This is a genomic window from Paenibacillus sp. Y412MC10, assembly GCF_000024685.1.
In the GTDB taxonomy this organism is placed as follows: domain Bacteria; phylum Bacillota; class Bacilli; order Paenibacillales; family Paenibacillaceae; genus Paenibacillus_AQ; species Paenibacillus_AQ lautus_A.
In genome coordinates this window covers 530506-555469 of sequence record NC_013406.1, presented here as the reverse complement: position 1 = coordinate 555469, position 24964 = coordinate 530506, and the positions used below count along the sequence as shown (strand labels likewise).

The following is a 24964-nucleotide window of genomic DNA, read 5'->3' as shown; positions in this document are numbered from 1 at the left end:
AAGATGATTAGCCCAAGTATAAAAGAGGATGTAACGCTTACATAGGGGATATAATTCAGTCCATAGAGGGACAAAATTCAGGATTCGGGATTTGTCCGATACTCCGAAGGGGTGAGTCCGGTCCACTTTTTGAACAGGCGGTTAAAATATTTGATATCCTCGTAGCCGATTTCATTCGCGATTTCACTGATTTTGGCCGGCGTTTCCCGCAGCAGGTGCATCGCTTTCCGAAGCTTCGCCTGGGTTACGAATTCGATGTAATTCTGTCCGGTCTCCTTCTTGAACATTTCGCTGAAATAGTTGGGGTTCATATGAACATGCTTGGCCACTTGTTGGAGAGACAAGCTCTGTCCCAGATGTTCATGAATGAAGGAGATCGCTCGCTGGACGGGACTTGTCGTCGACACCATATCACGGTACTCCTTCATGATGAGCCCGAGCGAATCGACCAGCACCTTCTCCGGATTCTTGGTCAACTCGCGGATATCGTACGTCTCTTCCACTTTCACCGGACTGGTATAGCCGATAGACGTCGCAGCCCGTATGAGCCAGCGCTGTGCCGAGACGATCAGGGAATGCAGGTAAGCCTGAACCGAGCCGGGCGTTGCCTGGCCCTGGCTTTGGATACGCCGCAGCAGATCCGCCACCCATGCCTGCAAGTCGGCGGATTCCCCCGAACGCAGCAGGGATGACAGCTTGGTTTCTTCTTCCATCGAACATACCGTGCGGATGCCTGTACGTCCTTCGATATCTTCATAACGGATATGCCGTTCCGATTGCAGCAGCCACTCGTAGGAGCTGGCCTCTACCGCGGTAGCCAGCGCAATGTGCAGCTCCCTGGCGCTTGCGACCCGTCGGCCGCTGGCAGCCTTGATGCGGCAGGCATGCGTGGATTCCATCTTATGCAGAGCGGAATCTACCCGCCCCCAGCCATGATTCGGCTCTGCCCGCACCAACAGAAGCAGCGAGCCGTTCCACTCCAGCCACGCGCATGGCAGCACTTCGGCCAGCTCCGTGCCGATTAATCGATGCAGCTCGCTGCTGACGTTCGATTGTTCCGCCTCTTCTGGATGCAGCGGATAGACCGACAGCATCCAGATCTGCAGCACCGAATCGTTCGATTCCAAACGCAGCTCCGGGTATCGCTCACACAATTCGGCCTCGGCATGCTCATCCAGCGGAGTCCCGGAAGCAAGCAGTCTTCGCAGAAAGCCCCGGTTGACCACCATTTCCTGGGCCTGCCCCTTCGCTTGTGTAAGCCTGCGCTGCAACAGCCGTCCCCTGGCTTGGACAGCCGCCTCGATAATTTCACCGGGCCTGCTCGTCTTCAGCAGGTAATCGCTCACGCCTTCCCGCATCGCCTGCTGCGCATACGCGAATTCATCGTATCCCGAAATGACGATGATCTCGATCTCGGGATACTGCTGCTTGACTTGATGCGCCATGTCCAATCCGCTCAGGCCTGTCATGCGTATGTCCGTAAATATGATTTCGGGCATTTCAACGGGAATACGCTGAAGGGCTTCCTCCGCCGAAGCCGCGGGCGTCAGCACCGTAAAGCCGTTATCCGCCCAATTGATCACGGTACTCAAACCATTTCGAATGATCACTTCATCATCAACGATCATGACCTTCAATGTCGCCATCCCCTTTGCCGGATATTTCCGATTGTTGAATTTCAGGTAAATCAGGTATCGTAAACATCACCCGTGTCCCGGTACCCTCGGTGCTCTCCACACGCAGCCCCGCATCCTTCCCGTAATGAAGGAGCAGCCGCTTATGGACGTTCCGCAGCCCGTAGCTGCCGCGCGGGGTTTGTCCCTTCTCGTACTGCAGCGGATTTTCGACCAGCTGCTCCTGAAGCCATTTCAGGCGCTCCGCCGTCATCCCGATGCCGTCATCCTCCACCACGAAGCGGATCCCTTCGGGTTCGCGGTGTCCGCGAATCGTAATCGTCCCTACCCCGTCACGGCTCAGGATGCCATGCAGCATGGAATTCTCCACCAACGGCTGCAGCAGCAGCTTCAGCATGGTGTGCTGATACAGATCCTCTTCCACAAGATCCTTAAACTCGAATTTGTCCGGATAGCGGATGGTTTGGATGTTCACGTAGTGGCGGACATGCATGATCTCCTGCTGTATCGTGCAGTATTCCTGCCCGTTGTTCAGGCTGAACCTCAGAAAATCGCTGAGCGATCCCACCATCTCGGCAATCTTCACATCCTGGTTCATCAGCGCCAGCCAATGGATCGATGACAGCGTATTGTAGAGGAAATGCGGATTGATCTGCACCTGCAGTGCATGCATATCCGCCTCCTTCTTCAGCGACTCGTTCAGCTTCACTTCATCGGTAAGCTTCACGATCCGGGAGCTGAGCCGGTTATAACTGATAATAAGCTGCCCGACCTCATCAACCGTTTTGACCGGCAGCGCCGGCAGCGGCTCTTCCGGGCTCGAGTTCTTGAGGAATTTCGTTAAGACGGACAGAGGATTCGTAATCTTCTGGATCAGGAAAAGAACCAGGATAATGGCCAGCAGGATGGCCACCGTGACCGCAACCGCCGTCAATTTGATGAAATACTGGTTCTGGGAACGGTATTCCTGCGAAGGAATGATGCCGACGAGCTTCCAGTTCACGCTGGACATTTTCTTATAGAGAATGGTCTTCTTGCTGCTTCCCTCGCCATAGTCTATATTGCCGCTGAGCCCCTCGAACTCTCCAATCGCAGGATAATAATCCGCCAGCGTCAAATTGGTCTCCATATCCGGCGGACCGGCGATAATCCGGTTATTCTCGTCAAGAAGAAGGACGAATCCGGTCTTCTCCAGGACGGCCTGCCGGAACTGATTGGCAATGACGCCCTGATCCAGATTGATCTGCAGGTTCCCGATCGGCTTGTATTTATCCGTGCTCCGAATCGGCCGGGCCAGCGTGATGACCTTCCTGACGCCTTCAAAGGTCCACTGCCGGTGAACGAATGACCACCATTTGGGATGGTGTTCGTAATAATCGGGAACCATTTCGGTAATATTCCGGAACTCGGAGCGTACCAAGGATTTATGCGAAATCGCATCTTTGCTGCCGAGCGGTTCGACGATGATGTTGGCGATATAATCTTTGGAAAAGGCCAGGTTCGTCAAAAAATTAATAACCGTCGTCTGCTGAACGTAGTTGCTCTGCTCGGTCTTCAGATAGGCCTGAACACCGGTATGCCCGATGAGAAACAGCGAGATATTCTCCACGTCCTTGACCATCGTATCCAGGTAAGCTTCCAGCTGGCGGAGCGTATTCATCCCCGTAATTTTGGCCTTCTCCTCGGTCAGGCTTTTGGCTATGTTAAAAGAGAAAATGCCCAGAAACAGCAGCGGCACCAGCGTAGCGATAATGATAAGCAACGACAATTTATGCTTTAGCGATTTCCCAAGCCATTGCTGCATACATACACCCCGTTCAAAGTCCCCATGGTATGGGCTTGTTATATTACTTAACATTGAATGCGTTTACTTCAAAATCAATCTCCATTCTTCGCTAAAATGTGTCAGGTTTATTAACTATCTTAGAGGAATCTTAAGACTCAAGTAAATGGTAATAAAGTCCTATGAGAAGGGATGAAATCTTCTTGAAGCATATGGTATACGCCCCATTTCGGCGAACGGCTACGGAGATGAAAACGGCGTTGAAATCTATAAAAGCACAGCACAAAAAGGGCGCCGCAGCGCCCTCACATTCGGAATTCACATCATCCGACCGAAACCTTCCGCTTCTAACCCATGTTGATCACATCCTGCCAACATGCGTTTATGTGTAGTCCTAAAGCTTTATGATGAAAAACCGTTATTGCTCTCGCTCTTCCAAACGACGATATTCCATGTCATCCACCTCAAACCGGTTCAGCTCTTCATTAAATCGGTATGTGATTCGGAGATCCCCGGCAAAACCGGCCGGGCTCATGCTTCCTGCCGCTTCCGTAAGAAGCCGTCCTTCCGCCAAACGATGTCTGACAACGGCTCCGAAGCCAAGCTTATCAAATAGATAGCTTTTATCTTTGGAATCGTCCTTGAACTTCTGGACGCTTTCCTTTCCGTCAACCGTAACCTTAACCGTAAAGTGATCCGCTTCCTTCTCGATGCTGGATTTCACATGGCTCGATACGGCCTGCTCCAGCGATTCGATCGGGATTTCCTCCAGAGAACCGGCGTCCACTACATGCATCTCCCCCGCGTACAGACCGGTGCCCGTCCCGTCCACGTAGAACACAACAACGTCCGGCTTGCCATCGCCTGTGACATCCTGGTAATGAATGACCGGTTTACGCGTAGCCTCTCCTCCATGCCAGTCCTTAAAAACCCGCTTCCTGCCTTCTACCTCGACCACCATGCCTTCATATCTGCCATATTTCGATGCGCTGACCGGATACAGCTTCACATTGCTGTTCTCCTCCGCCGTCAACAGGTCAACCTCCGGCGTATAAATGTAAACCATGCCATCCTTCGTATCCAAGCGGACTTCAGCATCGTACAGCTCCGTCATGAATCGGGCGGGAACCATGACGCGACCATCCATAAGCTGCGCGGGAACGGACAGGGCGTAGGTCTTCTCTTTTCCCTCGGCAACGTCGCTTCCCATTTTCAAGGTGACTTGATCGGTGCCCGTGTTGACGGTTAGCGTCTTATTCTTGTTATCCCAGCGGAGCCCCATAGGCTTCAAGTATTCCTTGACCGTGTTCAGGGGGACCAGCACTGTGCCGTTCACGATGACGGGTTTGACATCCGGCGTCATTACATAATGATTGACGTTTAAAAATTCCAAGTCCTGCTTGTGCGCGGCCTGGGCCTGTACCGCCGTACTTAACAGCATCGCGGCCGCTATAGCGCCGCTTGCAGCCATTTTCGTCCATTTCCGGGTTATCATGTTCGCTAATCTCCTTGGCTTATAATATTCAGTAATGCATCTATAACTAAGACGCAAGGTGAATGCAATTGGTTCGTGCATATCCATGAAAAATGACGAAAAGCGTCTCTATTTCGATTTTTTTCGATCATCATCAGTAAAAATTGCCGCTTTTAAACTTAAATTCATGACCACATTCCAGATGATATGTTAGAATCAGAAATGATTGTTATATTATGGAACATACTTAATTCAAGGTTAATGGCATTCATTCGGGATACCAACGATAAGTATGTCATGGATCGGGCACGAACTCACCTGTATCCGAGCTCCGAGCTTCAGCGGGGAGTTAAGCCATCGCCTGGTCTTAAGGATATGACAACTGGAATCTTCGATATGATTCGTAAAACAGTACCTTGAAGGGAGGTGAGCTCCTTGAACCAGGGGATATCCTTTTTCGGCATGTTTTCCATGCTTAGCATTATCGTATACGGGCTATTCGCACTTCTCGGTTTATATGCTTTGTATCTCCTCATCAAATTGATGATCCGGGCCATAACCGCGCTTGAACTCTACATCGACGAGAAGCGCAACCGACGGTTGTAAAGGCAAACTTCGGATAAACCGAGGTTGAAACCACGGAATATCCTATGGTAAAGTCTAGGCAACCAGAAATGAAAGGGTGAACCCAAAGCCAATGATCTACTAATCCTGTCCCAAGCATTTGGAAAACACTTCGATTTCACGATACGAGGTTTTCGGGATAGGATTCGTGCGGCTTTTTTTATATGTGACGGGTGGATGTTTGGGACTTCTCCAGGTAGAGTCCGCATCTTCTTAGTTCGTATTCGCCTCCTATTCCGAAATCTCGGAGTGGGGGGTTTTTCTATTTAATCAACACCAATTGAGAGGCTAGAGATTATCGATGACAGGAACTCATCTAAGCATCCAAGGGAGGGCCTTCCCCATTCCGGGAAAGCCGAACGCGAGATTTGAACACGCTCAATCAAATGAAGAATCCGCTTTAAGCATCCTAACAACTTCTACAAGGAGGCATGTTTGCATGCAGATCACGGTACAGGAGTACAAGATAGCGAACCGGGAGTCGGGACCTTATGGCATTGCGGCAGGACGAGACGGGGCCATCTGGTTCACGGAGCAAAAAGGAAACCGGATCGGACGAATCACCAAGGGAGGGGATATGCGTACTTTCGATGTCCCGACGCCGGATGCGGGGGTCATGTCCATCCTCTCTGCCCCTAACGGGGACCTCTGGTTCACGGAGTACAAAGCGAATAAAATCGGACGGATGACAATAGAAGGGACATTCACGGAATTCGAGCTGCCGGAAGCAGGCTCGTCTCCTTACGGCTTGACGGAGGGCCCGGATGGAGCCATATGGTTCACCCAGCTAATCGGCAATCGGATTGGCCGGATTACGCCGGCAGGCGTTATCACGGAATACGATTTGCCGCGCGCAGGCTCGTACCCTTCCTATATCACGGCCGGTCCGGACGGCGCGCTGTGGTTTACGGAAAACCAAAACAACTGCATCGGCCGGATTACGGTAGACGGGGAGATCGCCGAGTACCGGATTCCAACCGAGCAATCAGGGCCTGTCGGCATCACGGCAGGTGCCGATGGCGCCCTGTGGTTCGTTCAAATCAACGGCAATCAAATCGGACGGATCACGACGGCCGGGGAGATTACGGAATTCAAGCTCCCTTCCGGGAATGCCAGACCCCATGCCATCGCGGCGGGAGCTCGCGAAGATTTATGGTTTACGGAGTGGGGAGCCAACCGGATCGGACGAATAACATGTACCGGGGACATTACCGAGTACCCGATCCCCACCCCCTCAGCCGAGCCTCACGGCATTGCCGTGGATTCCGGCGGCGAGGTATGGTTCGCCGAGGAATGCGATCAGATCGGCCGTTTCATCGTTCAATATGAGTATTCCTGATCGAACGCTCCACGCCGAAAAGTCCGTGGAGCCCGCTGCCGGGCTTTTCCAGCGTGAAGCTGCTCCGGCTGGTTTCTTCATCTAGGGGAATGTGATAGATTAAATGGATACTTAGAATTATTTCTCTTAGGAGACTGTCCGATGATGAACCCAAACTTAACTTTAGATGATCTGCAGTGGCAAACGCTCATTCGGCAAACTGCCGGTTATTTCAGCGATTTGACCATTAAACGGGGATTTCAATATTACAAGCAGGGCCGTGTCCACGCAAGTGAAAAGGCGGATGCTTCCGGTGTGATCGAGGCTTCCGTGGATGGAACGGAAACCTACCGCATCAGGCTTCAGCTGCATTCCCTGAGCGACAGCGAATGCAGCTGTCCCGTTAACGGGGGCTGCAAGCATATGGTGGCCGTTCTGCTTGACTATGCCCAGCTTCAGGGCCGATCCATCCATGCCTTGGTTAATGCGCATTCCACTACGTATGCCGCAACCTCTTCGTATGACCGAAGCGAGCCCGGCTTGAGCCAAGGCCATGAACGGCCGCCTGCCGGAGTTTCGAAATGGAGAGTCAAGGCCGACCATTTGCCCGAGCTGCCGATCTCCGCATGGCATGAGCTGTTCGAGGTTTGCACGGCATCGCTGGGAGCTAACACGCAGAATTCGTTTTACGCCAAAAACGCGTTAGCCTCACTCCATCACATTAAACCGCCGCTGCCGCCGGATATGGATCCGTTATACGAGCTCCATGCCCATCTCTTCATTCTCGAGAAGCTGGTCAAGCAGCCAGCCAGTGCTTGGAATGCCTCAGGCTCTTACATCGGCTATCATACGCAGGTGGCAGCGGATCATATCCTGGCCAGAATCGAGCGAATCCTTCATGAAGGGCTGGTGGACAGCGAACACGAAGAGGCATTCGGACAGCGGCTGACCGAGACGATTTCGTTTGTCCGGCGGAGCATGCTAAGCGAACCGCGGAACCGTAAATTTTACGCCCAGGTCTATATGCAGCTCTGGATGCACTGGATTCATCCGTTGGCAAAAAAGAACGACGGCTTGATCAAGGAGGAATTGGAGCAGCTGCAGGCAGCCGAATCGGAGCTCGGCAGCAGCCTTTCGCGCGCCTCATGGTATATGGCGCAGAGCTTCATGTCCTTCTATCTCGGAGAAGACGAATCGTCCTGGGACCTGATCAGGGCAGCGGACAAGGTCAGCAGCCTGCCCCCGGCTTCCGTCCTGGGCTTCTTCGACATGCTGCATTCGGGACGAGACTGGGACCGCTTGGCCCGCTGGCTCCCGGAGATCGGCCCGCTGCTTGGCAGTCACCGCAACGAGCACCTCAGCAGCTATCAATTCTACTGGGATGCCGTCATAGAGCACCTGCCCGGGGAAACGGAACGGATGTGGAGCAGTCTTGCCGACATGCTCCCTTATTCGAAGGACATCTATCAGAATGCCTTGATCACGCACGGCAGATGGCGGGAATGGATCGACTATCAATTAAGCACAGGCCGGGAGCCGCTGGAGCTCCGGGTCAGCGAGCTCGCGCCGATTGAGAAGAACGCGCCCGAGCTGCTGCTGCCTTTTTATCATCAGGCCGTCGAGCGATACATCCTTCATAAGAACCGGGCCGGCTATAAAGCAGCCGTCAAGCTGCTCAAACGGCTAGCTAAGTTATATAAAAAGCTCAAACAGCAGGAGCGCTGGGATCTGTTCATTATTTCCTTGTCCGTACGCAACAGCCGGCTTCGCGCATTCCAGGAAGAGCTTCGGAGAGGAAAGCTGATATCATGAGCAGATACACGGAAACCATCACGGTCCATATGGCATTAAGCGAATACGGAGATGCCGTGATATACGGCTCTACCGTCATGCGTGGTTACGTATCCGGACAATACCTGAAGCACCGTTTATTCGCTTGGCATGAAGCCTCCTTCTACGGAACAGAGCTTATCGTCCAATCCGTTCAGGATATGGAAGTCATCATCTTGCCTTCCGAACAAGTCATACCGTTCTTCGCAGACGGCCGGCTGCTCGAACATATCGAATGGGTTTGGGACGAGGATTGCCTTCCCTTCATTGAACTTGCGCCTTCGCTGGCAGCCTGCATTCAGGATCAGCAGTACGCGCCCAGCTTGAGCGCCTTCAAGAATGGCAAGCTGCAATGGATCTGGGATGCGGAGGCTTTCTCAGCCGAAGAGCAGGCCCGCCTCTCCGTCTTGGATGAAGACGAGATATGGAATGAAGGCTTGCGCGCCGCGTTCTCCGCCGCCGTTCAAGAACAGTGGTACGGCAGCGAAGAAGCCGTTGCTGACCTGCGCAGGGAGTATCCCCTGCTGTTCTCGCCGAGCCGTACCGCGGCCGAAGGCATGGATGACAAGTCCTGGCTGATCGCCATCGGATGGCGGCCGGATACCGCTCCGTTCCGCCCCCTGCTGCAATTGCTGGAGCCGGACGAAGAAGAAGCCGAGTGGCGTCTTCGGCTCGTATTGCAGGATAAGCTGGACGCAGCGGCGCTTGCAGCCGTTCGTCTGGCCGAAGACGGGCAGGCATACGGATCGTGGCCGGAGACATGGACCGCCCATATCAAGGAGCGGGCCTCCGGCTGGCTCCAAGGTTTGCGGGCAGCCCTGCCGGCCCGGGTGCTTCACGCTCCGGCTGAAGACATGCTCGGCGCCCCGCTGTCCGACGAGGCCGCGTGGCAGTTCCTGACCGTCGACAGCCAGCGGCTGCTCCAGTCCGGCTGGCTGGTGCTGCTGCCGGCTTGGTGGGAAGCCGCCAGCAGGAAGAAGCCCAAGCTGCGGGCGAAAGTCCGCTCCGGCGAAGGCGAGAGCGCGGAACGAAGCAGCGGCGGGTCCCTGTTCGGCTTGGATGCGCTGGTCAATTTCGATTGGCGCATCGCCATCGGCGAAGCTACCCTTTCCGAAGCGGAATTCGCCGAGCTTGTTGCCCGGAACGAACGACTGGTTCGGTTCCGGGGCCAGTGGATTCCGCTGGACCCGGCCCTGGTCGCCCAAATCCGCCAGATGATGGCGGGCGTCGACCGTGAGGAAGGCCTGTCGTTCCAGGATATTCTGCACTTGCATCTGCTCGGTAACAGCGATGAGGGGGAGCAGGTTCGTCAGGATGCGGAGGAAGCGCGAGATCCGGAACGGATCAAACTGGAAGTAGAGCTGAACGAGCATCTCGTGAAGCTCATCGGCCAACTCGGCCGGCAAAGCGAATGGCCGAGCCTCCCTGTCCCCGCCGGTCTGAAAGCCGAGCTCCGGTCGTACCAGCATGACGGCTTTGCCTGGCTTGCCTTTTTGCGGCGTTACGGGCTTGGTGCATGCCTTGCCGATGATATGGGCCTTGGCAAGACCGTGCAGTTTATCGCCTACCTGCTGCACGTGAAGGAGACGACGATGGAGCGGGAAGAGAGACGCCTCCCTTCCCTGCTGATCTGTCCGACCTCGGTGCTTGGCAATTGGCAGAAGGAGCTTGAACGGTTCGCCCCGTCGCTCCGGGTCATGCTGCACTACGGCGGGAAGCGCAGCAGCAGCGAGGATTTCTATCATGAGGCTTACCAAGCGGACATTATTCTTACTTCCTATGCGACGGCAACGCTCGATCAAGAGATGTTAAGAGACATGAAATGGGAAACGATCGGCATCGACGAGGCCCAGAACATCAAGAATGCCGACACCAAGCAATCCGCCGCCGTTCGAAGCTTCCCGGCAAGGCACCGCGTTGCGCTGACCGGCACACCGATTGAGAACCGGCTGTCCGAGCTGTGGTCCATCTATGACTTCATCAACCCCGGATATCTCGGCAGCCTGCGGGCATTCAATCTCCGGTTCATCCAGGCCATCGAAAAAGACAAAAACGAGCAGCGCACGGTCGATTTGCAGAAGCTAATCAAGCCGTTCATGCTCCGGCGCAAGAAAAAGGATCCTGCCATTCAGCTCGACCTGCCGGACAAGAACGAGATGAAGACTTATATTCATCTCACCGCCGAGCAAGGCGCGCTTTACGATCAGACCGTGAACAGCCTCCTGGAACGCATGCAAAAGCTCGAGGGCATCGAGCGCAAAGGCGCCATTCTGGCAGCTCTGACGCAGTTCAAGCAGCTCTGCGACCACCCGGCTCTGCTCACGAAGGAGCCGCTCCCGGAACTGCCGGGGGGTGGCGGCTTGCTCGACACCGAGGCCGTGGTCAACCGCTCGGCCAAGCTGGAGCGGCTGCTGTCCATGGTGAAGGAGCTGCGGGACGAAGGCGAACGCTGCCTGATTTTCACCCAGTATATCGGCATGGGCGAGATGATGCGGCAGGTGCTGCATCAAGAGCTTGGTGAGCCGGTGCTGTACTTGAACGGCAGCACGCCGAAGCGGACGCGCGATCGCATGATCGAGCAGTTCCAGTCCCAGACCCTGCCGCCCGAAGAGCAGCCGAATGTCATGATTCTCTCGATCAAGGCCGGCGGCGTCGGCCTGAATCTGACCGCGGCGAATCACGTATTCCACTTTGACCGCTGGTGGAACCCTGCCGTGGAGAATCAGGCAACCGACCGGGCCTATCGGATGGGGCAGACCAAGGACGTCCAAGTGTACAAATTCATCTCCATGGGAACGCTCGAAGAGCGGATCGATGAGATGCTGGAGAGCAAGCAGCAGCTGAGCGATCAGGTTATTGCAAGCAGCGAGGGCTGGATTACCGAGCTGTCTACCGATGAGCTGAAGGATCTGTTCACGCTGCGGCGCGATTGGGCGTAATCGTTGCGTCAAGGAGCGAGCTGTTAGGCGATTGTGGACAGTCGCCCCCTTGGAGCACAGCGCGGAATGCCTGTGGAACTCTGGGCGGCTTTCAGTAGCTCTATAACAACATCATGGAGTAGCAAAAGGCCCCGTGTGCAGACACGGGGCTTTTGTTATGTGGAGGGGTGACGAACTGCGAGAAGATTTACATTGTTACGCGTTTGAAGATTGTATGACAGAGCTATGTTTTCTATTAACGGACACAGAATACGCTATTAAGCCAAAACCCACTATTCTGGAAGACGAACCGGACTGTGAGTCCGTTATTTGCTCCAAAATATGATGAATATGCCGGTTATGAGCCCAATAACGGATCTTGTGTCCGATAAAGTTGTAATTAGGGCGTAATCTCGTCAAATAACGGAACTGGAGTCCGTTTAGTCGGGAACAACAAGTAGTTTGGCTACTTCAAGAACAGTAAGTGCCGGCGCGGAGTCTGTAATTACTGATGCAGCAAGCGCAAAATGCACGGGATCCATTTTTTCTGGCATAACAAGTACCATCAGTATCGCAATCCGTCACATCAAGCACCAAGCGCAAACGGCACGGAGTCCTATTACTTCGGCGCAACAAGTGTATCCAGCATCAAATCCGTTACCTCTGGCGCAGCAAGTAAACTCGCCGCTCCCCCGCTACCTCCCTTCACTTCTCCTCCATCAGCTGCCGCAGCTTCGCTTCCGTGGTCGTGTCGGGAGCCGGCGTATAGATGCTGCACCGCAGGTCATCATTTCCGTACACTTTGAGCGACGTGAGCTCATATACCATTTTCCCGGCCTTGGCATGCCGGAATTCCAGATGCACCTCCGGGGCGTAGCTGACCTGGCTCTGCTCCCACATGCGGTTGAAATCCGGATGTCCGTTCTTCATTTCCTCCAAAAAATGATCATACCATTCATCCTCGACATATTGACCGTAATAGCTTCGGAACATAGACAAGAAGCCGCTGGCAAACTGCTCCCAGTTCACCGCCAGCCGCTGGAATTCCCTGCGGGTAAAGAGCAGCCGGATCATGTTCCGCTCCTCGGGCGGGATCCGGTCAAAATCTAGGAACACGTACGCAGCCGCGCGGTTCCACCCCACGATATTGCACTTCCGATCGGATATCATGACGGGACAATATTTCAGCTCGGTGATGATTTTTTGCAGGGACGGGCTGATCTGCACCGCTTCGTGTTTGACCGTATACGGCTCCGCCCCGCTCTCCAGCGCCAGGGAGTACAGATATCTGCGCTCGTCCGCGTTCAGCTGCAGCGCACTTGCGACGCAGTCCAGCACGGATGACGACACCTGGATGTCGCGCCCCTGCTCGAGCCAGGTGTACCAAGTGGTACTGACGCCGGCCAACTGGGCGACCTCCTCCCTGCGCAAGCCCGGTGTTCTCCTCCGGGTACCGGGTGGCAGCCCGACGGACTCGGGAGAGATTTTAGCACGCTGCCCTTTCAAAAAAGCGGATAACGCTTGCAGCCTAACCTGGGAATTCATCTATCATCCTCCTTCCTTCAACAAGGATAGCAGTTTTTATACTAGGATAAACGGTATCTTGTAATAGGATACTACACGTGACATTATAACCTTAAGATTGACAAGTTATAAAGTCCTAAGGAGGCTGTTCATCCATGGAAAGAGTCGTTATCACCGGTATGGGCGTCATATCGCCGCTGGGCCATGATGTGGATACGTTCTGGTCCCGGCTTGTACGAGGAGAATCCGGTATTGCACATATAGAAAATTTGGACACATCAAGACAAAAGGTACAAATAGCAGGCGCCGTGAAGGGGTTTGACGCAAACGCGCTGTTCGGTGCGAAGGAAGCCCGGCGGTTGGACCGCTTCTGCCAGTTTGCGCTGGCTGCGGCGGATCAAGCGATAAGCCAGTCGGGCCTTGATCTTGATCAGATCGATCATGAGCGCATGGGAGTCTACGTAGGCTCCGGCATCGGCGGCATCCAAACCCTGATGAATCAGAGCGGCACGCTGTCGTCGCGGGGTCCCGAGCGGGTCAGTCCTACCCTGGTACCCATGATGATTCCCAATATGGCGGCCGCGCTCATCAGCATTAAATACAAGGCGCTGGGCTCCACGCTGGCACCGGTTACGGCATGTTCGATCGGCAATACGGCGATCGGCGAGGCTTTCTTTAACATCCAAGCCGGCCGGTCCGACGTCATTATCGCGGGAGGATCCGAAGCCGCATTGACCGACATCTCGCTGGCCAGCTTCGCGAATGCCACCGCCCTGTCCTCCCGCAACGAGGAACCGGGCCGTGCCAGCCGGCCGTTCGATGCGGACCGCGATGGATTCGTCATGGCGGAAGGAGCCGGCATCCTCATCCTGGAGTCGCTTTCCCATGCCTTGCGCAGAGGCGCCGTCATCCTGGGCGAGGTTATCGGTTACGGTGCCAGCTCGGATGCCTATCATATGGTCGCAACGCCGGAAGACGGCAGCGGCGCGGCACGTGCGATGAAGCTGGCACTGGCCGAAGCGGACCTCTCCCCGCCCGACGTGGATGTCATCAGCGCCCATGCCACCAGCACGGTCATCGGTGACCGTTCGGAGACGGCGGCCATCAAGCAGGTATTCGGCGAGGAGGCATACCGTATCCCGGTAACAGCCAACAAGTCGATGACCGGACACATGCTGGGCGCATCCGGCGGCGCGGAGGCCATTGCCCTCGTGAAATCCCTGCAAGAAGGCATCATACCGCCGACGATCAATCTGGATCATGCCGATCCAACCTGCGATTTGGACTATGTGCCCAACGAGGCGAGAAGCGCCAAGCTCCGCATCGGCATGTCCAATTCCTTCGGTTTCGGCGGACATAATTCGGCAATTATTTTAAAAAGATATGTGAACGAATAACCATGAGTCTACAAGACCCCAGTTGAACTGGGGTCTTTTTCTTGTTGCGATAATTGGAGGATGGGCTGAATAATGGGACAGAAACAGAAACAACGGCTTTTTTAAATTTTTTTCGCAGAATCAAACTTTTTGAAAGACTCGCACGTCTTGCTTCCGTAAGTCAATTGCAATTGATGGTTACCCGCGCGGGCCCAAAGGAGTGTCATATTTACATGAGAGGCGGCCGGAAGCTTGAGAAGCTTCTTATCCAATGCATAACCGAAAATCAGGACAGCGCCTACCGGCTGGCATACAGCTACGTCAGAAATAAAGAGGATGCCCTCGATATCGTTCAGGACGCGATCCACAAAGCATTTTTATCCATGGAAAAGCTGAAGCAGACGGGTTCATTAAAAAGCTGGTTTTTCCGAATTATTGTCACAACCTCCCTGGATCTCATTCGAAAACAGAAAAAAGTCCGCGTCATGGACGACGAGAACCTGGAGTTCATCTTACCCGGCAGTCATGACCACTATCCGAATCTGGATCTGGCCCAGTCCTTGGAGGATCTGCCTGACAAGTATCGGGTCGTCATTATTCTCCGGTTTTTCGAAGATATGAAGATTGACGAAATTGCCGAAGTTCTCCATGAGAATGTCAGCACGGTGAAAACGAGGCTATACCAAGGACTGCAGAGACTGCGGGTAAACCTAAGCGAGGAAGACCAAGAGGAGGCACAACGATAATGCATGACAAGCTGAATAGGATGAAAGAGCAGTACGAGAGCACTCCTATTCCCGACGAACTAAGCTCGGTGGTCAACAAAGCCATTGCAGCCAGACGAACAAAAAATAGAGCCCTGCCCTGGCTCGCCGGCGTGGCCGCTGCATGCGCACTGCTGTTTGCCGGCGTGAACGCAAGTCCCGCCTTCGCCAAGGCCATGTCCGATGTGCCCGTTCTGGGCGAGATCGTCAAGGTGATGACCATCCGCGAATATGCCGAGCAGGACGGCAGCACGGAAGTGCATATCGAAACGCCCGGCATTGCCAACCTGGGCAATCCGGAGCTTGAGCAAACGCTGAATAACAAATACCTGGAAGAGAACAAGAAGCTGTATGAGGACTTCAAAGACGAAGTCGCCCAGCTAAATCATGAAGGCGGCGGGCATCTCAGCCTCGATAGCGGTTATGAAGTCGTGACCGACAATGAACAGCTGCTGACGCTTTCCCGCTACGTCGTAGAGTCCGCAGGTGGCTCCGCCGAGTCCAGACAATACGATACGATCGACAAGATCAACCATTTGGTGATCACGCTGCCAAGCCTGTTCAAGGATGATTCCTACATCCAAGTCATCAGCGACAATATCAAGGAGCAGATGCGACAGCAGATGCAGGATAACCCGGACATCGTCTATTGGGTAGAGCAGCCTGGCGTCGAATCCGATATACCGGAGGATCTATTCCAATCGATCGCCAAGGATCACAATTTCTATATTGATAAGAATGGCAAACTGGTCATCAGCTTCAACGAATACGACGTGGCTCCCGGCTATATGGGCGTCGTGGAATTTACGATCCCTACGGAGGCCATCGCGGATCAGCTCGTCAGCAACGAATACATTCGATAGATCCGCCATTCATCACCAACCTACGAGTGCAGATCGTTCTTCCGATCCCCGTTGCCCCCGAATTTTCTTTTGAAACTTTATGAGTCCGTGGGAATCCGGAGGACAAGGAGACCGCTTCGCTTCTCCAAAACGCTTCTGTCTTCTCACTTTAAAGATATCAAACCTAACCCTGGAGGTAATCACGATGAAAACAATGAAGCATACAAGCCCACTGGCCAAAACACTCGCGGCTGCCGGATTAGCGGGCGTCCTGATGATTTCCGCTTCGGGTCTGCCATCCGCTCATGTCCATGCCGAAACCAAAACTGCAGCGAGCACCGATCAGGTGAAGACTTCGACTGCTGCCCCGCAACGGATAACGTTCAAAACATTGCACTCCAAGGAAAAATGGCTCGAAACGGATATCAAGATTCCTGTATTCCAGGGTCTGGCCGATACCAAGTACCAAGATCAGCTAAATGACATCATCGAATCCCATGCTTCCAAGGATATCGCCAAATGGGAAAAGGAGGCCTCCGAGGCTGCGGCAAATGCGGAACAGAACGGCTATACCATGCACCCTTATCAGCTGACGATCACCTATGAGCTTACATCGGATGGCACGGACGACAGCCTGATATCCCTTAAGGTCATCACGGAAGGCATGGGAATGAACAATGGCGATCCCCGCGTGGATACGTATAACTTCACGAACGAAGCCGAAGCCCAGCGCGTGACGCTGGAGGACCTGTTCGGGAAGAATTACAAATCGATCGTGGATACGGCGGTCAAAACCGCGATTGCCGCGGATCAGGACCATTACTTCGCGAACGAAGACGGATTTCAAGGCATAGACGCGGAGCAATCCTTCTATGTCGCGGACGGAACAGCCTACATCGTATTCCAAAAATACAGCATCGCTCCAGGATCCACGGGAACGCCGGAATTTGCCGTGAAGCTGCCGGATACAGCACCCGAAGAAAAGCCCGTTTCCGCCGTCTTGAAGACAGGCGATTACTACAAGGATAACAACGGCAAGATGATGGTTCCCGCGGCCCGCGTGCTGCGTCAGCTCCAATTCGACGTCAAGTGGAACGGCAAGAGCAAAACCGCGGAAATCTCCAAAGGCGCCGTCTGGAGCGCGGTGACGCTGAACAAGGATGCGTACGCATTGGGTAAAATGGCTCCGCGCTCGCTAGGCGCGTCTCCAGCAATGAAAGACGGCCACGTCTATGTTCCGCTCGCTTTCCTCACGGACATTCTGCAACTGCAGGCTGACCAAAGCCCATATGGCGACATTACGGTGACGGCAGCACAATAGCTATTTTCCACGCAATCAGAATCCCGTAAAGAGCTAGCAAGACGGGACAACGGCACAGCAGCATGGCGGCAACAAAAGAGGCCTCTCCAACACGGAGAAGGCCTCTTCTTATTTCAATGACAGGGGGAATTGCCTGACGCGGCTTTCAGTACCCCGTTTTCTGCAATGAATTGGTCAACAATACCCCTCCGCCAAGGCTTCTCCAGCCCTGCCGCCCCATTCATCGTCCATCAAATATCGGGCTTGGACATACTCTCCTTCACGCACGAAAGTCAGACGGTAATACACCTCTTCATCCTCGCAAATCTCAAAATACAAGGCATACCGCCCTTCTTGCAGCGGAAGCTCGATGACGGCGTCCGACATGACGGATAGCAGCTCCAGCTTGCCAGGATCCAAAACGTCAAACGGCACGACCATTCGGCGCTGCGCGTTCGGGTCTTCCGTGAACGCCTCTGTCAGGGCCAGCTTCACCCAAGCGCCGAAAGCATCGTCAGGAATTGGATCAAAGGTCAGATAACCGGGATGAATGACCGCGCCCTGCTTGATATTGATTTCTCCCCACTGGCAAAGCTCCTCGTCAAAATCCCGCGAGCGGACTTGAATCTGATGGTGCGAGATGGTGAGATCCACCTCTTAGGTCAATTTTGTATGCTGCATTATTCCGCACCTCGTTTTTAAAAAAATTCTATTTAAGCTGCTCCATATGGATCGTGGCCAGCCTGCGCTCTTTATCCACCTGAACCCGCATGCTGACGCCCAGCTTCTCCTCGAACAATCGGGTAACATTCAGATACTTATCCTCCACCACGCCCGACCCTCCTTGGCCGTTAGAGCGCGTCATGCCTGCGGTGATAATCTCCTTCACCATATCCCCGTCCGCTTTGGCTGCCGGGTCGTATGTAAATATGGGCTCTTTACGGTCATTATAAAAGATGATGTCCTGCCGATATTCCTTTGCGTTCACATACTCTTTCCGGGTCTCGATATAGTCGTTCTCCAGATGGTCATACTGGACCCTCCCTGCCAAGAACGGATTGTCCTCCGAAGCCTCCACCTCGAACTGCCCATATGCCAATTGATACAGCATGTTGAGGTCCGACCCTTCCAGTCTGTAATAGAGCGGGCGCAGCTCCCCCTTCTTATCGGTTGCGGCGAAGCCAGCCAGCAGCGGCCAAGCATCCACTTGTTCACCATCCAACTCAACGGCGAGCTGGTATTTGGTCAAGACCACCTCATGCTGAAAAAGCCCATACGTGCGCGCAATAAAATAGCCGGGTGTCAACAACACGGCCGCCACCAACAGGATGACTCCCCAGAGGACCCGTCTGTTGTTCATGCTGTCACCTCTCCTCGCCGGTTCTTCATCCGACTCCTAACACACGGCCTTTAGGCAAAGTTATGGGCATTAGGAGTGGTTCTATGTCTTCTGCTTCAATTAGTAGTCCACTTCTTCAATGTCGGTGCGCAGATTGCGGTTGGACGCCTGAAGCAGCTCCGTGAAGGAAGGCGCGATATAGTACACAAAATCAGGATCATGCACGTACATGATGATCTGCCCGGACGTTCCCGGCTCAGCCGGATCGAAATCCAGCATCAGATACAATGAGCCGCCCGCCATCGTGGCAAACGGATACCATGCCTTGTGGAACAGGTACGGTTTAATTTCAGGATCCAGCCGCTGTACCTCCTCTGGACCGTAGTACGCATCGAGCCGTTCGTCCCGCTCGCAGAAATACGATTTGACTTCCCTCATCTCATCCAGGCTCATCAGATAGAACGGGGTGTATTCGCCATCTCCCTCGTTACCGGGATAGAGCACGTGGAATGCGTACCCGCTGCCGTCCTTCTTGCTGTAGAACGAACGGAAATCCTCCGGCAAAGCGATCCCGAACTCCTCTTCAAATTGCTTCAATCGATCCGAGGGCGCTCCCTCCAATTGTTTATACTCGCCCAGCAGATCCCGAAGATCTTCGGCCACCTTCTCCTCCAGCAGCTGCTCCAGCTCGGTCATCAGACCATCGATGACAGCATTCATCTTAACATCCCCTCCGTTTACAGCATGTCCGCTCACTCTAAGCGGAACGCTTTCCCTTTACTAAAAAGTATATAGAACCCGCCCCAATGAAAACAACATGTCCAGCGGCATGCAAAAAAAGGGACAAAATCCCTGTTGAGATGTCCGTTTTTGTTCTTTTATGAAAAAGCCCCGGGTATTTTCGCTTCCGGCTGCTGCGCTTGTCATCCATTCGTAAAAGGCCGATAATGGAAGCAGATTTCGATCACGAAGATCACTTGGAGATGGGGAGGCTAAACGATGGATTACGTCTATTTGGGAAGAACCGGACTTGAGGTATCCCGCTTCTGTCTGGGAACCATGACTTACGGAGATTGGGATTTGGACGAGAAGACCTCGCTCGGCATTATCGACAGGGTGCTGGATTCGGGGATTAATTTTATCGATACGGCAGATACCTATGGCAAGGGTACGAGCGAAGAAATTATAGGCAAAGCCCTTCATGGACGAAGAGACCGGGTGATCGTCGCGACCAAATTCAAGGTGCGGACCGCCGAAGGACCGAACGGAGAAGGCGCCAGCCGTTACCGCATCATGAGACAGGTCGAGGCCAGCCTGAAAAGGTTGAATACGGATTACATCGACCTCTACCAAGTGCATAGACCGGATCCTCATACCCCGCTGGACGAGACGCTGCGCGCGCTCGATGATCTGGTTGCCCAAGGAAAGGTACGATATATCGGTTGCTCGAACTTCGAGGCTTGGCGTATCGTCGAATCCCTATGGACCAGCGAGAAAATGAACCTCGAGCGCTTCGTTACCAATCAGCCTTCTTACAGCATCTTCAACCGATATATCGAGCAGGAAATCCTGCCGGCTTCACAGCGCCACGGCTTGGCTACGCTGGCCTACTCCCCGCTGGACGGCGGCTGGCTGTCCGGCAAATACCGTGCCGGGCAGCCGCTGCCGGGCAATTCGCGGGGCGAGCGCATGGATTTGGATGCTCCCGGCAACCGTGCCAAACTGGACAAGGTTGAACGGCTCGCCCGGCGTGCAGAGGACAAAGGGATCACGCTGGGCCAGTTCGCGCTCGCATGGCTGCTGCAACGCAACATCATTCCCGTCGTCGGCATCCGCAACGAGCAGCAGCTTGCGGACAATCTGAATGCACTGAACGTGCAGCTGACCGAAGAAGACTTGAAGCTGGTGGACGAGGTGTCCCCAAGCCCATACCGGGACTTCTCCCAGGACGGCAGCTTCTGGTTCAACGAACCGCGTGCTTACCGGTTTAAGTGAGCTTGAGCCGGACTCGTAAGGCATTAAGTCATCACCCAACCAAAAAAGCTACGTTCAACGCTGCACGCCCGGAATCGGTTCAACCGATTCCGGGCGTGCATGCTATGTGGCATCCACAAACTCCAGCCTTCCGAAACGCGAGGGGATATGGTAATTGACCTCTCCGGTGGGGCTCCACGCCTGATATTCCCGGTTTCCTTGGTCGTCCTCGTCAATGCGGTAAAAATTCACGTTCCAGCATCGTCCCGCTTGCGGCGGATTCTGAAAGTTCTGCGCCGGAATGCGAATCTCGTAAACCAAATTTCCCTTACCATCGTTCTCTACCGTGGTCAGAAGGCCGGTAAGGTCCCACTCGACATCGCTGTCCGTGATCGACTTTTGCCCATCGTTACGGATCCGCGCATCAAATACAACATTGTTCGGGCTCACCTCAAGCTCGATATATTCCAAACCTTCCCCTGCATCATCCATAAACAGCTCCACGACATCCTGCTCATACAGCGGGTCATCCCGATGCCGATACTCCGAGACGATATGTGAATCCTGGCAAACAAACTGCACGTAGAAGCATTCGGCGCTCCAGCAGGCACGCACCTCCGTCGCTTCCTTCGCGGCAAGCCCGGTCACGGTGTCGCTCAGGGCCACAGCTTCATAGCGGCTCCAATCGACGCTTCCCCGATTCTCTCCCTGTTGAAGGTATATGGCGGGCTTGCATGGGTAAATAGCGGTATAACGCATGATCATCCCTCCGAAACATTTTCAATTGTAGTCATAATATCCTCTATGATAAGTCATACAGATTCGGTTCGCTATTCCGTGGTAAGAATAAAGAACATACGGAAATCCCATCTTTTGTTCTATGCTCCCATAGTGAAAAGAAGCGCATGCTGTGCTACAATAATAAAATTGCAAACTCTAGGGAGGGTTATGGATTCGCCATGCTCATAATTGGTATCGCCGGCGGCACCGGATCGGGCAAAACAACGGTTGCCCGCTCTGTCATTGACCGTCTTGGTTCAGATAAAGTCACGTTTATTTCGCAGGATAACTATTACAAGGATCATAAAGAGCTCAGCTTCGAGGAACGCGAAGCGATTAACTATGATCATCCGTTCGCTTTTGACAACGAGCTGCTCGTCGAGCATCTCGGCATTTTAAAAAGCGGACAACCCGCTTTCGCACCGGTATATGATTTTACCGCCCATGCCCGCTTCACGGATCAGACCATCGAGCTGAAGCCGAACAACATCGTCATCATCGAAGGCCTGCATGTGCTGTCCGATGAGAATCTGCGCAAGCTGCTTCACATTAAAGTGTTTGTGGATACCGATCCCGATGTGCGCCTGCTTCGCCGGGTCGTACGCGATATTGAGGACCGCGGCCGAACCATCCAGTCGATCCATAATCAATACCTGACAACCGTCAAGCCGATGCATGAGGCGTTCATCGAACCCTCCAAGAAATACGCCGACCTGATCATTCCCGAAGGCGGAGAGAATGAAGTCGGCATTCGCCTGCTTTCCGTCTTGACCGAGAAATATTTGACCGGCGACCGCACGCTGTCGGGCGAATCATAAGACAAGCTTGTACGTCAGCCTTTAGGCATGTCGGCAGCATGAAAAAAGCCCGCGGATCTGTAATGACAGGTCAGCGGGCTTCTTGACGTTGTCCGTTCGCTTACGCGCTAGTAAGCCAGCCTGCGCGTATGGCTTGCATTCTTCCGTTTCCGAGCGTTCTGCGGTCTGTACGTTCTTTTTCTCCGGAATGTACGTCCGGTGTTTTTGTTCTCCGGATTGTTGCGTTATCCGCGTTTTCTGCGATTCCTGCGTTTACTGCTTTTCCTGCACTTTCAGCATTCCCAAGTCTCCTGCGTCACCGGTCCTCTCAAAACATTCAGCTCCCGGCGCTTCAGCCGTCATACGCGCGGATCGTAATCCGCAACCACGAGCACGTCCATATGCCTTGAGGATCGCAGCAGCCTCCTGATCCATTTTCGCCGAGCGAACAGCTTCCAACCGGCCATCTGCGGCTGGCCGATAATGAATTGGGTCGCCTTGACCTCGTCTGCTGCGGCGACCAATCGGCCAGAACAGGCGCATGCCGGTCCCCTTTTTATCGGCAGCGGCAGCATCGTGAAGGTGCCCCCAAGACGCTCCGTTAACGTCTGGAGCGCCGTCAAGCGCTGCTCTTCGTCATGAGACAGGCTGTCATGACGCTCCAGAGGGAATGCCACATACCAGGCTGCCTTCAGCCGATGGGCGATCCGGAAGCCGCGGCGAATGAGCCGCTCCGCTTGCGGCCCCCTGCCGACCACGACATAGATAATTTCCTCGCGCCGCCACGGCCCCCGAAGCGAGCCGCTGCGCTGCCAGGACTCCAGCCTTTCGTCCACATCATCCGCAATCTCCCTTAAGGCAAGCTCTCTTAGGGCGATCAGGTTTCCCGTCTTGAAAAAATGGCTGAGCGCCTGATGAATTTTCTCCTTCGCATAGATGTTCCCATCCTTCATCCGCTGCCGCAGCGACTCCGGCGTCACGTCGACCAGTTGAACCTCATCGGCCGATTGCAGAATATGATCCGGTATCGTCTCGCGGACACGGACGCCTGTAATCTGCTCGACGGCATCATTCAAGCTCTCCAGATGCTGCACGTTCACGGTCGTAATGACGGAGATGCCGGCCGACAGAATATCCTGCACATCTTCATACCGTTTCTTGCGCTTGCTTCCGGGCACATTCGTATGCGCCAGCTCATCCACGAGGACCACGTCCGGCCTCCGGCGAAGGATCTCATCGGTATCCATCTCCTCAAGGCGCGATCCCCTGTAGTCCACCCTTTTTCGCGGAAGGGCCTCCAGATTGCCCACCTGGGACAGCGTATCCTTCCGGCCGTGCGTCTCCAGCAGACCGACGAGAACCGTCAATCCCTTCTTCAGCAGATCGTTGCCTTCCCGCAGCATCGCATAGGTCTTCCCTACGCCCGGGGCGGCGCCGATATATACCTTGAACCGTCCCCGCTTGACCTGCTCAATCTTCTGATCCAGCTCCTGTTCGTTCAAGCGGTGAAACGATTCGGAAGGGAGCCGCAGCGGATGAAGCCGGGCCGGAATGATCCGCTCCCCGTCATGTTCCGCCCGATCCGCCACCATAAAAATATCAATCCCGCGCGTTTTCTTGAGCAGATCCTGAATAATCGAACCCTGCCAAAGCTCTTGCATGCGCGTCTGCTTCGAATGGCCAAGCACAATGCGTGTAACGTGGTGCTCCAGCGCATACTGAACCAGCATGTCAGCGAGCTCCCTCCGGGAACGGAGGGGCAGCTCCTCCAGCTTGGCGCCGATCCGCACCGCGAGCTTCACCATGGAGCGCTTAAAGGCGGCCTGTTCTTTCGTAAGCTCTACTTCCGGCTTCACAAACGTAACAGCCAACAGTTCGCCGTTTAAACGCTTCGCGATCTGCTGCCCGCGCCGCATATAGATGGAACCGTTCCAATGGTATTGGGTGGACACCAGTATTCGCTCATCGGCTCCCGATGGGCCGACGAGTCCCTGTTCTTTGCGGTACCGCTCCAGGGAATGGCTCACGCCTTCGGCAACGAGGCGGAGCGTCAACTCCCGGAGCACCGCCAGATTGCCCTGCTTCCATAGGCTGCCGTCTCCAAGCAGGCCGCCTTGTGCCCGTTCCAGCATCGTTTCGGGCGTTACGTCAATAAGCACCACCTCGTCGGCGCTCTCCAGCGTATCGGCCGGTACCGTATGGCTGGCTTTAATGCCCGTCAGCTTGGAGGCAATGTCCTGCACATCCGCAAGCTCATACACGTTGACCGTTGTGATGACGCTGATTCCGCGGCTTAACAGGAATCGGATATCATCCAGCCGCGCAGCATGCCGCGCTCCCTTCCGGTTGCGATGGGCAAGCCCATCGACAAGCACTACCTCAGGGTTGCGCTGCACCAGCAGATCAAGATCAAGATCCTTCTTCTCTACGCCGTCCTCCATCCAATGAATGCTGGGCACCCGTTCCAGATCACGGACCTGCTCCACCGTTTCCGGCCGCTGCATCGTGGATACCGCGCATATGACGACATCGATGCCTTGCAGCCTCAAGGTCTGCCCTTCTCGAAGCATATGATAGGTTTTTCCCGATCCGCTCACAGCCCCGATATATACCTTGAGCCGTCCCTGATGGAGCTTGGAAATCGACCTTAAGAGCTCCTCCGGCGATTTTCTCCGAAAGGGATCCAT

At 54.3% G+C, this 24964-nt stretch carries 19 protein-coding genes; 10 read left to right on the top strand and 9 right to left on the bottom strand.

Annotated elements, in window-relative coordinates:
- Window positions 1-77 precede the first annotated feature (77 nt).
- The 3 genes from GYMC10_RS02340 to GYMC10_RS02330 all read right to left on the bottom strand — a co-directional run bounded on the left by GYMC10_RS02340 (window position 78) and on the right by GYMC10_RS02330 (window position 4912).
- A complete protein-coding gene (locus tag GYMC10_RS02340) occupies window positions 78-1628 on the bottom strand; it encodes a helix-turn-helix domain-containing protein (protein WP_260871482.1) in 1551 nt (516 codons plus the stop codon).
- Window positions 1618-3438, bottom strand: a complete 1821-nt coding sequence (locus GYMC10_RS02335; protein WP_012818669.1) for a sensor histidine kinase — start codon at window positions 3436-3438, stop codon at window positions 1618-1620. Before GYMC10_RS02335 ends, GYMC10_RS02340 begins: the two co-directional genes overlap by 11 nt.
- Window positions 3439-3835: 397 nt before the next feature.
- On the bottom strand, window positions 3836-4912 hold the full coding sequence (locus GYMC10_RS02330) for a copper amine oxidase N-terminal domain-containing protein (RefSeq protein WP_012818668.1): 1077 nt from the start codon (window positions 4910-4912) through the stop codon (window positions 3836-3838).
- A gap of 414 nt (window positions 4913-5326) precedes the next feature.
- Between GYMC10_RS02330 and GYMC10_RS32400 the strand changes: the two genes are divergently transcribed.
- The 4 genes from GYMC10_RS32400 (at window position 5327) to GYMC10_RS02315 (ending at window position 11602) form a co-directional block, all read left to right on the top strand.
- A complete protein-coding gene (locus GYMC10_RS32400; protein ID WP_012818667.1) occupies window positions 5327-5497 on the top strand; it encodes a hypothetical protein in 171 nt (56 codons plus the stop codon).
- A gap of 457 nt (window positions 5498-5954) precedes the next feature.
- Window positions 5955-6854 carry a streptogramin B lyase Vgb(C) gene (gene vgb(C) / locus GYMC10_RS02325; protein WP_012818666.1) on the top strand — a complete coding sequence of 300 codons (900 nt, stop codon included), beginning with the start codon at window positions 5955-5957 and terminating at the stop codon, window positions 6852-6854.
- A 141-nt stretch (window positions 6855-6995) separates the two neighbouring features.
- Window positions 6996-8645, top strand: a complete 1650-nt coding sequence (locus tag GYMC10_RS02320; RefSeq protein ID WP_012818665.1) for an SWIM zinc finger domain-containing protein — start codon at window positions 6996-6998, stop codon at window positions 8643-8645.
- Window positions 8642-11602 (top strand): DEAD/DEAH box helicase, encoded by a 2961-nt coding sequence (locus tag GYMC10_RS02315; RefSeq protein ID WP_012818664.1) that lies wholly within the window; start codon window positions 8642-8644, stop codon window positions 11600-11602. Before GYMC10_RS02320 ends, GYMC10_RS02315 begins: the two co-directional genes overlap by 4 nt.
- Before the next feature lie 684 nt (window positions 11603-12286).
- Here GYMC10_RS02315 and GYMC10_RS02310 read toward each other — a convergent pair.
- The gene (locus GYMC10_RS02310; RefSeq protein ID WP_012818663.1) at window positions 12287-13126 is read right to left on the bottom strand and encodes a helix-turn-helix transcriptional regulator; all 840 of its coding nucleotides are present in this window, start codon (window positions 13124-13126) and stop codon (window positions 12287-12289) included.
- Between the two features lie 134 nt (window positions 13127-13260).
- On the opposite strand from GYMC10_RS02310, the gene fabF reads away from it, so the two are divergent.
- From fabF to GYMC10_RS02290, 4 genes are all read left to right on the top strand, one after another.
- Window positions 13261-14502 carry a beta-ketoacyl-ACP synthase II gene (gene fabF, locus GYMC10_RS02305; protein WP_012818662.1) on the top strand — a complete coding sequence of 414 codons (1242 nt, stop codon included), beginning with the start codon at window positions 13261-13263 and terminating at the stop codon, window positions 14500-14502.
- A gap of 212 nt (window positions 14503-14714) precedes the next feature.
- Window positions 14715-15227 (top strand): RNA polymerase sigma factor, encoded by a 513-nt coding sequence (locus GYMC10_RS02300; RefSeq protein WP_012818661.1) that lies wholly within the window; start codon window positions 14715-14717, stop codon window positions 15225-15227.
- On the top strand, window positions 15227-16108 hold the full coding sequence (locus GYMC10_RS02295) for an anti-sigma-V factor rsiV (RefSeq protein WP_012818660.1): 882 nt from the start codon (window positions 15227-15229) through the stop codon (window positions 16106-16108). The genes GYMC10_RS02300 and GYMC10_RS02295 overlap by 1 nt, the downstream gene beginning before the upstream one ends.
- Before the next feature lie 184 nt (window positions 16109-16292).
- Complete coding sequence (locus GYMC10_RS02290; RefSeq protein ID WP_012818659.1) at window positions 16293-17408, top strand: stalk domain-containing protein; 1116 nt, start codon at window positions 16293-16295, stop codon at window positions 17406-17408.
- 174 nt (window positions 17409-17582) lie between these two features.
- Here the strand turns inward: GYMC10_RS02290 and comJ are convergent, their stop codons facing one another.
- The 3 genes from comJ to GYMC10_RS02275 all read right to left on the bottom strand — a co-directional run bounded on the left by comJ (window position 17583) and on the right by GYMC10_RS02275 (window position 19446).
- On the bottom strand, window positions 17583-18041 hold the full coding sequence (gene comJ, locus GYMC10_RS02285) for a competence protein ComJ (protein WP_012818658.1): 459 nt from the start codon (window positions 18039-18041) through the stop codon (window positions 17583-17585).
- Window positions 18042-18096: 55 nt separating this feature from the next.
- A complete protein-coding gene (locus GYMC10_RS02280) occupies window positions 18097-18747 on the bottom strand; it encodes a hypothetical protein (protein ID WP_012818657.1) in 651 nt (216 codons plus the stop codon).
- A gap of 99 nt (window positions 18748-18846) precedes the next feature.
- On the bottom strand, window positions 18847-19446 hold the full coding sequence (locus tag GYMC10_RS02275; RefSeq protein ID WP_009595862.1) for an SMI1/KNR4 family protein: 600 nt from the start codon (window positions 19444-19446) through the stop codon (window positions 18847-18849).
- Between the two features lie 279 nt (window positions 19447-19725).
- Here GYMC10_RS02275 and GYMC10_RS02270 point away from each other — a divergent pair, with 279 nt between their 5' ends.
- Window positions 19726-20721: an aldo/keto reductase gene (locus GYMC10_RS02270; RefSeq protein WP_012818656.1), complete on the top strand. Its 996-nt coding sequence runs from the start codon at window positions 19726-19728 to the stop codon at window positions 20719-20721.
- Window positions 20722-20823: 102 nt separating this feature from the next.
- Here the strand turns inward: GYMC10_RS02270 and GYMC10_RS02265 are convergent, their stop codons facing one another.
- Window positions 20824-21459 (bottom strand): carbohydrate-binding family 9-like protein, encoded by a 636-nt coding sequence (locus GYMC10_RS02265; RefSeq protein WP_012818655.1) that lies wholly within the window; start codon window positions 21457-21459, stop codon window positions 20824-20826.
- Window positions 21460-21659: 200 nt separating this feature from the next.
- On the opposite strand from GYMC10_RS02265, the gene udk reads away from it, so the two are divergent.
- Window positions 21660-22298 (top strand): uridine kinase, encoded by a 639-nt coding sequence (gene udk / locus GYMC10_RS02260; RefSeq protein WP_012818654.1) that lies wholly within the window; start codon window positions 21660-21662, stop codon window positions 22296-22298.
- Between the two features lie 338 nt (window positions 22299-22636).
- On the opposite strand, the gene GYMC10_RS02255 is transcribed toward udk, so the two are convergent.
- On the bottom strand, window positions 22637-24964 hold the full coding sequence (locus GYMC10_RS02255) for a histidine kinase (protein WP_012818653.1): 2328 nt from the start codon (window positions 24962-24964) through the stop codon (window positions 22637-22639).

What these genes read in the sequence shown, in the direction of transcription:
- GYMC10_RS02340 (WP_260871482.1), bottom strand. Translation starts at nt 1,628, where the DNA reads ATGATCGTTGATGATGAAGTGATCATTCGAAATGGTTTGAGTACCGTG.
- GYMC10_RS02335 (WP_012818669.1), bottom strand. Translation starts at nt 3,438, where the DNA reads ATGCAGCAATGGCTTGGGAAATCGCTAAAGCATAAATTGTCGTTGCTT.
- GYMC10_RS02330 (WP_012818668.1), bottom strand. Translation starts at nt 4,912, where the DNA reads ATGATAACCCGGAAATGGACGAAAATGGCTGCAAGCGGCGCTATAGCG.
- GYMC10_RS02320 (WP_012818665.1), top strand. Translation starts at nt 6,996, where the DNA reads ATGATGAACCCAAACTTAACTTTAGATGATCTGCAGTGGCAAACGCTC.
- GYMC10_RS02315 (WP_012818664.1), top strand. Translation starts at nt 8,642, where the DNA reads ATGAGCAGATACACGGAAACCATCACGGTCCATATGGCATTAAGCGAA.
- GYMC10_RS02310 (WP_012818663.1), bottom strand. Translation starts at nt 13,126, where the DNA reads ATGAATTCCCAGGTTAGGCTGCAAGCGTTATCCGCTTTTTTGAAAGGG.
- fabF (WP_012818662.1), top strand. Translation starts at nt 13,261, where the DNA reads ATGGAAAGAGTCGTTATCACCGGTATGGGCGTCATATCGCCGCTGGGC.
- GYMC10_RS02300 (WP_012818661.1), top strand. Translation starts at nt 14,715, where the DNA reads ATGAGAGGCGGCCGGAAGCTTGAGAAGCTTCTTATCCAATGCATAACC.
- GYMC10_RS02295 (WP_012818660.1), top strand. Translation starts at nt 15,227, where the DNA reads ATGCATGACAAGCTGAATAGGATGAAAGAGCAGTACGAGAGCACTCCT.
- GYMC10_RS02290 (WP_012818659.1), top strand. Translation starts at nt 16,293, where the DNA reads ATGAAAACAATGAAGCATACAAGCCCACTGGCCAAAACACTCGCGGCT.
- GYMC10_RS02280 (WP_012818657.1), bottom strand. Translation starts at nt 18,747, where the DNA reads ATGAACAACAGACGGGTCCTCTGGGGAGTCATCCTGTTGGTGGCGGCC.
- GYMC10_RS02275 (WP_009595862.1), bottom strand. Translation starts at nt 19,446, where the DNA reads ATGAATGCTGTCATCGATGGTCTGATGACCGAGCTGGAGCAGCTGCTG.
- GYMC10_RS02270 (WP_012818656.1), top strand. Translation starts at nt 19,726, where the DNA reads ATGGATTACGTCTATTTGGGAAGAACCGGACTTGAGGTATCCCGCTTC.
- GYMC10_RS02265 (WP_012818655.1), bottom strand. Translation starts at nt 21,459, where the DNA reads ATGCGTTATACCGCTATTTACCCATGCAAGCCCGCCATATACCTTCAA.
- udk (WP_012818654.1), top strand. Translation starts at nt 21,660, where the DNA reads ATGCTCATAATTGGTATCGCCGGCGGCACCGGATCGGGCAAAACAACG.
- GYMC10_RS02255 (WP_012818653.1), bottom strand. Translation starts at nt 24,964, where the DNA reads ATGGATCCCTTTCGGAGAAAATCGCCGGAGGAGCTCTTAAGGTCGATT.